This window comes from Sporomusa acidovorans (assembly GCF_900101845.1).
Lineage (GTDB): Bacteria > Bacillota > Negativicutes > Sporomusales > Sporomusaceae > Sporomusa > Sporomusa acidovorans.
Genome location: NZ_FNAM01000015.1, coordinates 1 through 13396, shown reverse-complemented (window position 1 = coordinate 13396; position 13396 = coordinate 1). Strand labels below are relative to the sequence as shown.

General features: G+C 41.3%; 9 protein-coding genes. All 9 read right to left on the bottom strand.

The features are described from left to right. Positions 1 to 47: 47 nt before the first annotated feature. Positions 48 to 1223 (bottom strand): MalY/PatB family protein, encoded by a 1176-nt coding sequence (locus BLR65_RS11830; protein ID WP_093794401.1) that lies wholly within the window; start codon positions 1221 to 1223, stop codon positions 48 to 50. 81 nt (positions 1224 to 1304) lie between these two features. Beyond that, positions 1305 to 1685, bottom strand: coding sequence for a RidA family protein (locus BLR65_RS11825; RefSeq protein WP_093794400.1), 381 nt, complete (start codon positions 1683 to 1685; stop codon positions 1305 to 1307). Between the two features lie 327 nt (positions 1686 to 2012). Continuing rightward, a complete protein-coding gene (locus BLR65_RS11820; protein WP_176772735.1) occupies positions 2013 to 3995 on the bottom strand; it encodes a sigma-54 interaction domain-containing protein in 1983 nt (660 codons plus the stop codon). A 646-nt stretch (positions 3996 to 4641) separates the two neighbouring features. Next, the gene (locus BLR65_RS11815; protein ID WP_093794398.1) at positions 4642 to 6075 is read right to left on the bottom strand and encodes an S-layer homology domain-containing protein; all 1434 of its coding nucleotides are present in this window, start codon (positions 6073 to 6075) and stop codon (positions 4642 to 4644) included. A gap of 138 nt (positions 6076 to 6213) precedes the next feature. Then, positions 6214 to 7521: an amidohydrolase gene (locus BLR65_RS11810; protein ID WP_093794397.1), complete on the bottom strand. Its 1308-nt coding sequence runs from the start codon at positions 7519 to 7521 to the stop codon at positions 6214 to 6216. Between the two features lie 63 nt (positions 7522 to 7584). Beyond that, positions 7585 to 9030 (bottom strand): M20 family metallopeptidase, encoded by a 1446-nt coding sequence (locus BLR65_RS11805; RefSeq protein ID WP_093794396.1) that lies wholly within the window; start codon positions 9028 to 9030, stop codon positions 7585 to 7587. Positions 9031 to 9156: 126 nt separating this feature from the next. After that, entirely contained in the window at positions 9157 to 10539 is a 1383-nt protein-coding gene (locus BLR65_RS11800; RefSeq protein ID WP_169716752.1) for an MFS transporter, read from the bottom strand. A 682-nt stretch (positions 10540 to 11221) separates the two neighbouring features. Continuing rightward, positions 11222 to 12517: a helix-turn-helix domain-containing protein gene (locus tag BLR65_RS11795; RefSeq protein ID WP_093794394.1), complete on the bottom strand. Its 1296-nt coding sequence runs from the start codon at positions 12515 to 12517 to the stop codon at positions 11222 to 11224. 152 nt (positions 12518 to 12669) lie between these two features. After that, positions 12670 to 12981, bottom strand: coding sequence for a hypothetical protein (locus BLR65_RS11790; protein ID WP_093794393.1), 312 nt, complete (start codon positions 12979 to 12981; stop codon positions 12670 to 12672). Positions 12982 to 13396 lie beyond the last annotated feature (415 nt).

The window sequence follows — 13396 nt, the reverse complement described above, 5'->3', positions numbered from 1 at the left end:
CATGCGTTGTATCTCGTTTAAGGAAACCCTGCAAATGTCATACCACGTTACTTTTTGCCATTAACCGCATTTTCAAGCCGGCGCAGCCCTGCCGCTAAAGTTTTCCGGGTACAAGCGATATTGATTCTGATAAATCCTTCACCGCCGGGACCAAAAATATAGCCGTCATCAATTGCTACTTTCGCCTGTTTACGCATGAACTGTTCCAGTTCCTTAGAATTCATGCCTAACGCTGAGCAATCGATCCATACGAGATAAGTCCCTTCCGGCTGCACCACTTTAAGCTGTTTTATGTTGTTGGCAATATAGTGCGTTAAGAATTGAAGATTTTGATGCAGGTACACCAATATCTGTTCCAGCCATTCCTCGCCGTGACGGTAAGCGGCCTCTGTGGCAACAGCACCGAATATATTAGTGCGTACCAGATGCGGCGCATCCATCACTGCACGGAACATTTTTCCTAATATAGTATTGGGAATAATGATATTGGCATTCTGCAAACCCGCTAAATTGAAAGTCTTGCTAGCCGCCGTACAAACAACACAGTTCTGGGCAAATTCTTCCGAAATAGCAGCAAAAGGGGTATGTTTATAGCCCGGGTACAATAAATCGGCATGAATTTCATCAGCAATAACCAGCACATTATTTGCTATACAAATTTCCCCGAGTTCCGTAAGTTCTTCCTTGGTCCATACGCGGCCAACAGGATTATGCGGACTGCACAGAATTAGCATTTTGGCACCCAGAGCGATCTTTTGACGCAAGTCGTCAAAATCCATTTCGTACCGTTCGCCTTCATGCTTCAGCGGATTATGCAGCAATTGCCTCCCATTATCTGTAACTGCTTTACTAAATGGATAATAGACAGGAGATTGAATCAACACCTTATCCCCCGGCTGGGTGAATGCCTGTACCAAAAAACTTAAAGCAGCAACAACTCCCGGACTATAGTGCAGCCATTCAGGCCGTATTTCCCATTGAAATCTTTTTTTCATCCAGTTAACAACCGCTTCACGATAAGCTTCTGTCTGGATTGGATAGCCAAAAATACCATGCTCCATAGTCTTTTTCAGTGCTTCGATAACAGGCATGCAAGACATGAAATCCATATCGGCAACCCACAGAGGAATAAGGTCTTTCTCGCCAAATTGTCTTTCTACATCATCCCATTTCAAGGAAGCAGTATTGTAACGGTTTATTTCTTGATCAAAGTCATATCTCATTAGGTATAATACCTCCCGTTTATCCTTTGTGAGTGTCGTGCTGGCAACTAAAATTCAGACCACTCCGCAATACCTTGCCGGCTATCGGCAGAAAGCTACTGCTTCAATTTCCACTAGCGCGTCTTTGGGCAGCTTAGCTACTTGGACGCAAACTCTGGCCGGAGCCTTTAATGGAAAGTATTTTCCGTAAACAGCATTCATACTTTCAAAATCATTGATATCTTTTAAGAATACCGTGGTTTTTATGATACTCTCCAACCCTAATCCTTCGCTTGTCAGAATTGCTGCGATGTTTTCAATAGACTGCCGCGTCTGGGCCTCAATACCCTCTATCAGCATTCCTGACACTGGATTGACCGGAAGCTGCCCCGATATAAACAAAAAATCTCCTGCTTTGATTCCTTGCGAGTAAGGGCCAATCGCTTGCGGTGCCTTTTCACTGTTCACAACACGTTGATCCACTTTCTTATCCCCCTTTTTTAATATTGCGCATGCACAATTATATCTAGAGCAAGTTTTATGCCAAATAAAAATTTTCAAAAAAATATAGGAAATGCTTAGATTCGGTATTTTCGCAAATATTAGAAAAGACAGCTAACAACGGGTCTTGGATGGTTGAACTTATGTAAATAAAATTCTGTTATAAATTCTGTTGGACTAAAATAAAAGGGATTAATGGGATGAAAAAATCCCATTAATCCCTTAATTGGTGTAAAAAAACTAAGGATTACACCAGCTATAGTGAAAACGGCAGCCAATGTAATCCTTGCAATCTTTCATCATAAAGCATTATCTATCTTTTAAACTTCTTTTAATTATGGTAATTCCCTTTACCCCTAATTCAGTAAGTACTGTTCCTTTTCGCCCTTTACATACTTTTACCATTCTGTATTGCTCCAAATCCGCTAACAGTTTGCGCATTTCTATTTCCGAAATTTTTTCCTGCTGCTGGCGTGAATACTCAGCCAAGCTGCGCCGACCTGCTTGCGCATGATCAGCACTCAAGCTCTTCAGCGTTTCTAAAACAAAAAGGTATTTCAAAGTCTTATTTTCACCACAAGAGCGCAACTCTACAAGGACTTCTTCTTCCTCTTTACTTAGCTGATTTATTTTTTCTGTTTCCACAGGAAAGGGCAAATCAGCTATATCAATTATTTTCTTATTGAGGTTATGAAAATACTCAATGTAATTTTGTAGTTCCCGAATATTTCCTTCCCAATAGTACTGCTGAAGATGTGACATTGCCTCATCAGAGATGGAATAGTCCGCTTCAATTCGTTTCATAAATACTTCACAAAGCAGGGGAATATCCTTGACTCTTTCTCTTAGCGGCGGTATTCTAAGCGGAATTACATTAAGCCGGTAGTAAAGATCACGGCGAAACTTACCGGCATTGATCAAATCAGGAATATTGCAATTGGTAGCGGCAATGACCCGTACATCCACACTAATTACTTTTTGTCCGCCGATACGGGTAACTTCTTTTTCCTGTAAAACTCTCAGCAATCTGGCTTGCAGGTGAACCGGCATTTCACCGATTTCATCCAAAAACACCGTACCGGAATGAGCTAACTCAAATAAACCCATCTTCCCCCCATGCCGTGCTCCGGTAAATGCTCCTTCATCATAGCCAAATAGTTCGCTTTCAATCAGGTTTTCGGGAACTGCCGCGCAATTCACTGCGACGAAAGGATTATCTTTCCTTTTTGAGGCGTTATGAATAGCCTGCACGAGTAGCTCCTTGCCAGTGCCGCTTTCACCAGTAACCAAAATTGATGAATCGGAGACTGCGCTCCTAGCGGCAATGTCCTTAACTTTTTTCATATTTTCTTCCATTGTAATAATATCGTCAAAATAGTATTTAGCCACATAACCGCGGCCGATAGCATATTTTTTAAAGCTTGGCAGCTTCACTGCCGATTCATAAGCCTTTTCTATTGTCAAATGTTGAATTTGAGCCGTGCTGGAACCAGCAACGACAATTTTTACAAGTAAATCCATTCCATTGATTTTAATTTGCTTTTGCACCATCGGTTTCATATTCTTGATAGCATCCTGAATTGAATTTTGCGTAAAGAGATTAAGAATATTTCCGCCAACCACCAGTTTGCCGCTCTGCCCAAGAAGTTTTTCTGCCATATGATTATAGTGCAATATAAATCCTGCTGGTGAAAAAGTAATAATACCGGTTTTATAATAAGCCATCATTACATCATTTAAATTAGACGGAACATAAATAAAGTCAAGTCCTGGCGTGAAATTAAACAACATAATTTTGTCGCAATAATCTCGCATCACCGGAGTATTGAATAAATCCTCCAGCTTAAAATAAATAAGAATATACATAATGGTGCTAATATCCAATACCCTGTTACCGATGTTAATAATTTGCTTAACCGAAGGCGGCACATTGCGATTTTCTCCGGGAGAAATTGCAACTTCAATGTCGTCCGCCTCTCCGTTGCACGGCGAATAGGGAATAAGCTCCAAATGTTTGGCCCCTAATTGATAAATCTGATCGATACACTGCATTGCTTCCCGCATATCGGCTTGAACCAGCAGTGCCTTTGTATGAGCCGGCAAAGAAAGAATACGGCGAAATCCACTTCTAAGAATAGTTAAATTTGCAATAATAAGACGTCCACCGCCAATAATATATTTCTTTACAATTTTATCTATGTTTGCCGTACTAACAATCAAATCAGCATCAATACCGTTTTCCAGGCTGTTTTCCTCTACAGAATATCTTTCAATAAGAACTTTATTCTGCAAAAGTTTTTGAAGGATATGATATTGTAAATGGCCCGCTTTTTTTGAGTAGGATACTATTGCAAGCTTTTTCATCAAGTAACCCCGCCTCTTTTTTCGTAAAATGCATTAATTCTTACTACCGGCTCCCCTGGCAGTTAAAGTTAATGGATTTTTTGCCCCGGGAGATCTCAACCGGCACTTTAACGGCACACTGCTTAATCTCAAAATTCTGATATTTTCATTGTCGTCGAAGTAGTTAATTTGTATAAGTTGCCTCTATATTTTCGACATTTTCGACGTAAATATTATTTTTTCTGCAGCGCAAGCCACTACTCCTTTATTTCGGGATAAGTATTTCAATATTCATGGGCAAAACTATATAGTATCCAATAAAAATTTACAGGCAGGGTGTTAGTAAAAGCGTAGGGAAAGTTTTTCATGTCAGTTTAATTTTACATTAAGAGACAGGTTCCATGAAGCCTGTCTCTCGTATTTTCCTCAAAACAATGGGACTGCCTCATTTGCTTACTGAGACAGTCCCTTTATTTCCTGAAAGCATAACTCAAATTATTACAATCAGCCATTGCAAGAACATTTTAACACACGCAATGCTACAACCGTATTGTCCTTGTAATATTCCTACCTATAGACCTTTTTAGGAAGCTAATTAATACAAATAGCTACTAATGCCTATGCCGAAAACCCTGTCAAAGAAACGTCCATTGTCAGCGCGGTTCAGTTTCTGAAAATCAAGTGACAATACGAGGTTTTTCTGCAAAACGTGTTGGTAGCTGACAGTCCAGCCTTTAAGATTGTCAACGCCGTCAGTATATTTACCGCCTCCAAGCGTATATGCGGTAGAAGTAGCGACCGTGTTGCGCCAAGCACCGAGAGAATTTGGAGTTGCGCCGGCTTCTACCTTATGGTACGAAAGAACAAAGGCGTTATCCCCTGGCTTACTAAGGTTAACAACACACATCTGATACGGGTAGAATGTCTTATTCCAACCTGTTCCGTTGGTGATCTGAAAAGCCCAAGCATTAGCGGAAGATCTAGCAGTACCATTGTAGTCGCCATAAGAAGTCCCGTTTACTACATCATTTACATGAGCCCAGTCGTACTCACCAAGCAACATCAAGCCACCCATCTTGTAAAGCGCAGAAACCCCCGCAATTTTCGAACCGTTATTGCTATAACCCCATCCTGTCGCGTTCATTGGTACTTTCACATTGTTATCTACGAACATACCGCCGATTTTCAATTTGGGAGTAACCTGAGAAGTCAATTCAATGAAATTAAGTGTCTGCCCATGACCACTAGAAGTTGGGGTTTTTGTGATCTGTTTGCTAACATCTACAGCGGCCATCTTTAAGGTCGTTTTATCGCTCAGCTTTTTCGTTAGGGTAACCCCGTCACTATTCCCCCCCTTGCTGACTAAGCCGCCAAGCAGCGACACTCCGTGGCGACCATATTGGATGGTATCAAAACCAAGAACATCAGATGAAGTTAAATACCCCATATCAAAGTAAGGAGTAGAGTTATTTCCCATATCAGTTGAATTCATGCCGAAGGTGCCGAAACTAGTTGTAATACGCCCTGTATATTTTGTTTTCTCGTTAAGATCGCCGTTGAACCACAACCGTGTACGCCAGTGAAACCTATCATTATCCTGTACTTTCCGAATATTGCCGGGAGGGCTGTCAAACCCAAAGGCCAGATTGGTGTCAAACCGGACTCTAATTGTTTTTTTTCTGAATTCCTCCAGCTTGTTCACCCGAACGTCGAGTTTTTTTAATTCATCAGCATACTCGCTGGCCAACTTATTTATGATAGCTTTATTTTCGGCATCCGCTTTATCAAGCTTGGTTAAAGCATTGGCTATAATTTGTGCCATTTCATAGCGTGTGATAGCTCTGTTCCCTTGGAAAGTACCGTCACTATAACCAGTAACAATACCTGCTTGAGCCAACTTTTTGACTGCATCATAGGACCAATGACTGGTCGGAACATCACTGTAAATATCAGTGAAATCAGCAAAAGCAACGCCGCAGGTACTCAAAACAAACAGTAGTGTAAGAAGAAGCGCCAGTGTTTTTTTCATTTCATATCCCCCTCATACAGATATAAAGTTCTACGTTCTTAGGATGAAATGCTTGCAAACATTTCATCAACGATGTTTTTCGTGCCGAAAGCCCTACAAACACCTCCTCCAAGGTCGGCATTTTGTTCCTGAAAATATCTATTTTTCGGACTTAAGCAATTCAACTGTTGCATTGACTAGAAAAACGACTGCCATCTGCAATGCATCTTCATTGAAATCGAAGTAGGAATTATGATGCACCGCAGCTGTTTCAGCGCCGACAACAGTATAGACAGCTTGTCCGCTCTTTTGTTGTACTCTCTCCATAAAATAAGAATAATCATCACAAGCTCCGGCAGGGCTCTGCGTTGTGATTTCCTTGAATATGCCTAATCGTTTAGCAATGTCCGTGATGCGTGTCTCCAGTTGTTTGCTATTGCTGCCGCCGGCTGCGCTCCCCATCAGTTTCGTTGTAACTGCAACGCCTTGCATGGCCGCAGCAGCTTCGATAATACGGATAGACTCATGGTACATGTAGTCATTCACTTCACTGCTGCTGCCTCGGATTTCCATTTTTATAGATGCATTGGCCGGAATTACATTCCTCCCGCTGCCGCCTTGCAGCACCCCAACATTAACCCGCGAATCACCTCCGCTATGGCGGGAAATGGCATGCAAATGAATCAGTGCGTTTGCGGCGGCTAATAGCGCATTCCTCCCCGCTTCCGGGTTAGCACCCGCATGAGCCGGTACTCCGGTGAAATCGGCGTCGACCTTGGTAGTGGCCATAAACCCTGATGGATACCCCACTTGTCCAATTCCGAAAGGAGCGCCAACCAGATGCATACCAATCATAAAATCAACATCATCAACCATACCTTTTTCCACCATTGATTTTGCCCCGCGCACACCTTCCTCAGCCGGTTGGAAAATCAATTTGACTGTCCCTTGCAATTCTGCCGACATCATACTGATAATTTCAGCCACTGCCAATCCTGCCGCCGTATGGCCGTCATGCCCGCACGCATGCATAACGCCTTCGTTCAAAGAAGCAAATTTTTCTCGATACGGCCGGTGTTTATCGTCTTCGGCTTCCATTAAATCATTAGCATCCATATCAAAGCGCAGTGCCACTGTCGGTCCCGGTCGACTAAAACCCATAACTCCGACAACGCCTGTTTTCCCGTCACTCATTTTCGCTACCCATTCCGGATTGGCCCCCTGCTCCAAGGCACGCTTAGCCTGCCGTTCCAGTTCTGCCTGTGTCGGGACCCCCATCATCGCCTGCGTATTGATTACATCGTCACCAACAAAAACATCATATCCAAGCTGTGTCAAGGCATCGGCAACTACCGCCGCCGTACGAAATTCCGTCCAGCCAGCTTCCGGATGTTTATGAAAGTCCCGCCGTCTGGCAACAGTCTTCGCCTGCAGTGCTTTTGCCATATCGCTGATCTTTATATTCACGATTAACTCGCCCCCCATCAAACTACGTAATAAATATTTTTCAATTGACCGATCATTATTGAACTAGCGTAAGGTAGATTGCGATGGCTTCACTTCTGGCGGTATGGGACAGATATATGTCGCTCCATTAAGCTTTTCTCGCAATTCATCTTTCGCTTTTATAACAATTTCGGGATTTATTAATACATCAACAACAGTTCTTGCAATTATTTTTCCTGCTATCAACATCCCCTTATGTGCTATACCGGTTACTCCTTGCGCCACATTCTGCCAAGAATGGACAGGTGTGCCCAAAACGTTGCAGGCTACACCAAATTGCGCTGTTGGTACAATCCAGCTCACATCTCCCACATCTGTGGAAAATGGTAATACCCTAGAGGAATGCACATGAGGCAAAATGATATCAGCTACTTCTTTTTCTTTTAATTTATTTACAGTTTCTTGCCCGCGCTCGCCCAGAGCGCCCTTTGCCTGCATCAGAGCGTTGTTAATATCCGCATCTGATAAAGTGCTTTTTATCTCTCTTGCAAATTTTTTATCTTTTTCATCCAGCTTCGGAACACCTACTTCTTGAAAATTTGCATACAGAAGTTTTTCAAGCGTATTGTTTGAAATATAATTCGAACAGGCTTTATGAAAGACTATTTCACATTCTGTCTCCGTCATGAGCGCTGCCCCATTTGCCACTTTGCATACCCGCTCATATATTTCCTGAACTTGCGTGACTTTAGGCCCTCTAATGAGATATAAAACTTCCGCTTTCGCCTGAACCACATTAGGAGAATTTCCTCCCGTATTAGTAACCGCATAGTGCATGCGAGCCTCCGGAACAATATGTTCTCTCAAATAATTGACTCCGACATTCATTAATTCAACAGCGTCTAACGCGCTTCTGCCTAAATGCGGCTCCACTCCCGCGTGAGCGCTTTTACCGTGAAATTTAAAAGCGACTTGATAGTTGGCAAGCGTACTGTCTGAAACAATAATGTTATGTATTAGCGGATGCCATGTTAATGCAATATCAAGATTGTCAAAGACTCCTTCTCTTGCCATAAAGGTTTTTCCTGAGCCACCCTCTTCCCCTGGACAACCGTAGTAACGAACCGTTCCCGCTATATTATTTGCTTCCATAAAATGCTTTACAGCCACCGCTGCTGCAAGAGCGCCTGCGCCTAATGTATTATGGCCGCAGCCATGTCCATTCCCGCCTTCTCTAAGAGGTTCTTTCCTCGCTATACCGCCTTTTTGACTCATTCCTGATAATGCGTCATATTCACCCAATATGCCGATAACAGGTTTTCCGCGCCCGAAACTTGCCACAAAAGCTGTCGAAATTCCCGCAATGCCTTTTTTGACAGAAAAACCTTCATCTTCTAAAATCGCGCACAATAATTCTGCTGAATTAAACTCCTCAAACCCCGTTTCTGCATATTCCCATATTTTATTATTAACAGTAATAAAAACATCTTGCTTCTCATCAATTATTTCATCCAGCCTAATTTTTCGCATTCCACTATCACTTTCTTCCCACAAATTTGTCGTCTCGAAATTGCTTGTCTAATTGACCGGCTTATATAATACTCCATCCCAATCGCATTCGATGTCCGACCCTTAGCTCAAAAAGTATATTTGGTTTTAAAGAGCTTGTTTCGCCTGCCTAATTTCCTTAAGTTCAGCAAGCATTGTATTATAGAATGTATCCGTTATTGGGAATAACTTCATGAAAATCAAGGCAATCAATGTGCAACAAATAGGCAGTATTGTTGCGATATAGAGAATGGAGTCTAGCATCTTCTGGGTCATCATAACTCCACCGGAATATCCTATGGCGCTTAATAACCATCCAGTCAAAAAAGGACCGGTCGCAATCCCCAGACTGGTGGCTAACGACATACATGATGTTACGAGCGCATCACTTCTTTTTCCGGTCTTCCATTCTGCATAATCAATGCAATCCGGTAAAATTGACCAACCAATTATGGCACATATTCCACCGAGCATTATTGAAAAAGCTCCTAATCCCAGGATCAAGAATTGATTGGCAAATGGCTTGAAAACCACAAGCACTGCGGGATAAATACATAACAAGACTCCAGCAGTTATAAAACAAGTTCTCTTACTAATTTTCTTAAAAATATAGGGCATCGCTACCCCCAGTGCGATTGCAAACGGCAACTGCAGCATGGGCAGTTGAACCATCAATGAGGGCTGCTTAATAACATATTTATACAAATACATTGAAATACTGCCGGTTATAGTCGCCGACATGAGCAGGAAGAAATAAGCGCAAGCCAAAAACAAGAGCGGTTTGTTGACTCTAAGAATTTGTATCTGTTCTTTAAACGTTGCGGATTTCTTTTTTGCAACTGTTTCTTGCCCAACGTCAAACCTTCTCACTCCATAAGCGCAAATATACATACAGAGGACAAGAATTGCCCCATATACCATCGCCACTGCTTGCCATGGCTGCGCAGTTCCACTAAAAAAGCCTACCATCGGCAACACCATAGCTGAACCTGCCGCAATTCCTAAATTCCCAATTACCTGTTTGGACATCACCGCGAAGTTTCTTATTGTTCTATCTGTTGACATTAGTGGAATTAAAGATTGCATAGCAAGTCCGACACCGATATTACAAGTAATGCAAAAAGCGACATATATTGCTCCGTAATAAACCGTCTTTTGCGTTATCGACAATCCGGAAACAACTGAGAATAGCAATACTGCTAAAACAGCAGTTATAGGCGTAACAAATAACAAATAAGGCCGATATCTCCCCCATCTGGTAGTGGTTTTGTCATAAAATGCTCCCACAACCGGATACAAAAACATTTGCACAAACTTTCCAATTAAAAGGTACGTTCCGGCAATTGCCGCAGGTATTTTAGCTTGATCTGTCATAAAAAACAAAAAATACATGCCAACTAAGCCATTATTAATTAGATTGAAACCCCCTCCCCCAAAACCAAATTGTAGTAATTCTAATTTAGTTGTCTTCTGTTCACTCCTAGTTTCCACAAGACCCACTCCCAAACTATAAATTTTGCATTATAAGGAAATTATCCTTTTGTGTTCCATAAATAGCGGTATTTTCCCGTTTACGATCTTCTAACCCCCTTTTACTTTTCTAATATGGAAAACCAAAAGAACTTCCATACAATTCCAATCCAGTTATACCCTGTTCGCTCCTATAATAATATTCACTCGCAAGCTATAAATTTAGCATTATCAGGAAATTGTCCTTTTGTATTCCATAAATAGCAGTATTTTCTCGTTTACGATCTTCCAGCCCCCTTTACTTTTGTAATATGGAAAACCAAAAGAACTTCCACACAATTCCAATTCAGTTATCTCCTGGTTCGCTCCTATAATATAATATTCACTTGACTCAACTTCCGCAGATATATATAGTATTAGACTTTATCTTTTATTATGATAATACAAAACATTCAGTATTGTAAAATTCAAAAAACTGATTGTTATCATCCAAAAAATAGATTGCGATTCTGTTTCACTATTTTCCAGTTGGTCCCACAGTTCCAAGCCTAACAAGATTTTCAGCCCTATGCGAAACTGGAGTTATTAAGAAATTACCTTATCCCTCCAAGACGTCGTTGTCTCAATTAGACATAAAAAGCCTTCGCGCTTAAATGCGAAGGCTTCATTATCTTAAATTAATTCATTTTTTATTTTGTACTAGTTACTTTAAACAATATACCTTACTCGGTCTACCTCGTACGGAAGAATCTTCTTCACCAATACATTCAAACAAACCGACCTTGCACAAACTTGCGATAATGCGACGAACATTACGGTCCGTCACTTTTAATTCTTCTGATAGCTGAACCGCAGTAAAAGAATTCCAGCCTTTACGCCGTATCATTGCTGCAATCTTTTTGTATGTCTTTATACTGACACTTGCCTGATGCAGTTTCTCCAATAGTTCCTTGTCGTCGGAAAAATAATCGTACATCAACTCTTCTTTTTGACCCATATATTCTACAAGGAAACCGTCATCTTGAATAATAACAATCGGTTGCTCTTTTTTCTTAGCATGTTCAAGCGCTTGATAAGCATTTTTACTGGCCGCATAAACCGTATTACCAAAACCAATGCCAACAAATACCGGCCGATCCACGTCAACAGATACCTGCTCGATAGCCTCCTGTAACACCGTTATTTCTTTTTCGACTCTCCCGCGAGAGCTAAAGATTTCGTACCTACCGTCACCTTTCTCCACAACATATCCGCTGACTTTCTCGCAAAGCGGAAGTATTATGTTTTTTAATCGTAATTCTAAATGTTGCAACTCATATGACGTTTTTGATTTTTGGATAATTTTATCAAAGTCCGCTATTTCAATGACTTCCGAAGCAACTTGTCCCTCCTTGAAATAGGACACATTTATCTTTTCGACCAGATTATTAATAGTATGGCGAATATCTTCGATACTTGAATCTACATGGTAGACAGAAACGCCTTCTTGCTTTAGTGCAAGGTAAACTGATTGCAGTGTCGTTATTGCCCCGTCCGCTTTTCCGGTTTTAAACAAGTCAAGATGAAACTGAACTATCTCCCGAGAATCAATCCTTTCCCTACCATAATATTTTGTAATCATTCCAATATCCGGAATTACCAATTCATTCAAATTTACTGCTTCGTCTATAAATTCATACATATCAAAAGAGAACTGCTTCACAATTTTTTTTTGATGATATATCATTTGCAAGATGCATTTATAAATACTATAGCTCGTCCGAGGACAGTACGATATAATCGCATCTGAGCTTAAAACTTTTCGGGCCGCTATATAGGGAATCAGCCCCGAAAATAACCATCCCTTTACATTGGAAACATTAAGCTTCACAATATCAGATACTTCAGACGTTTCCGCATATGGCAAAGGAACAAATTCTATGTTCAATTTCATTTTTTTGGCGATATTCAGTATTCGTTCTACTGACATATATGGTCCCACTATTCCAATCTTACTCACTCTACATTTACTCCCTGTTCATTTGGTGTACTGTCATCCACAAACATCACATCAGGTTTATCTACACTATTTCCCATCAATATATTAATCCCTTCTTTCTCCAATAAAATTATTTTCTGTTTATTTTGTAATAATTCCTGCTTTTAACAAAATTACCCGCACTTGGGATTTACTACATTTATTCTTAAAAAGTATAGAACTTCTGATATCCGGCCTGGACCGGGGGCAAAAGCTTCCTGTCTGTTGTCCTGGTCGACTGTCTCTTTACCATTAACCTTGCCGATGTTCAGTACCTGCAGGTCTCTACTGCCGTCCAGGTAGATGGTTACACCTTTGCAACCGGTCTCATAGGCTAGTGGAGCGTCTACGTTGAAAGCGTAAAAGAATTCGCGGGAATTTTTTCGCAAGGCGAGGCGGAGGAGGTGCGCATATCGGGAATATGTAAGCCGACGACAACGAAGCATTGCGGAAAAAGGCCCGCGAAGTAATTATGATTTCAGCGTAGACGCTCCACTAGTTAAATACGTCTTTAACATCTTCCCTGGTGGCTTTACTACTTAGATTGACGGTCTTGGAAACGGCATTATCCGTATATTTCTGGGGGGGACATAGGGCCTGTCCCCATGTCCCCCCCAAATAAGCTCTGACGATTTATCCCCCGGAAAACTATATGGTAATAACCCGTAGCGCTTAACTTTCTGACCTGTCTGGACAATTTTTTATCAACTCTTTTTTACATTTTACCATTTTGGGGACGAAAAAGGAACGTCCCTATATGTCCGCACTATTTTGCCAAAAAAATAAAGCTCTCTAGTCCGCGTATTTACTGGACTAGCAGAGCTTTTTTACTTGTTTTGCTGCAAAACTCAGGATTTATAT

What these genes read in the sequence shown, in the direction of transcription:
- BLR65_RS11830 (WP_093794401.1), bottom strand. Translation starts at nt 1,223, where the DNA reads ATGAGATATGACTTTGATCAAGAAATAAACCGTTACAATACTGCTTCC.
- BLR65_RS11815 (WP_093794398.1), bottom strand. Translation starts at nt 6,075, where the DNA reads ATGAAAAAAACACTGGCGCTTCTTCTTACACTACTGTTTGTTTTGAGT.
- BLR65_RS11805 (WP_093794396.1), bottom strand. Translation starts at nt 9,030, where the DNA reads ATGCGAAAAATTAGGCTGGATGAAATAATTGATGAGAAGCAAGATGTT.
- BLR65_RS11790 (WP_093794393.1), bottom strand. Translation starts at nt 12,981, where the DNA reads ATGCTTCGTTGTCGTCGGCTTACATATTCCCGATATGCGCACCTCCTC.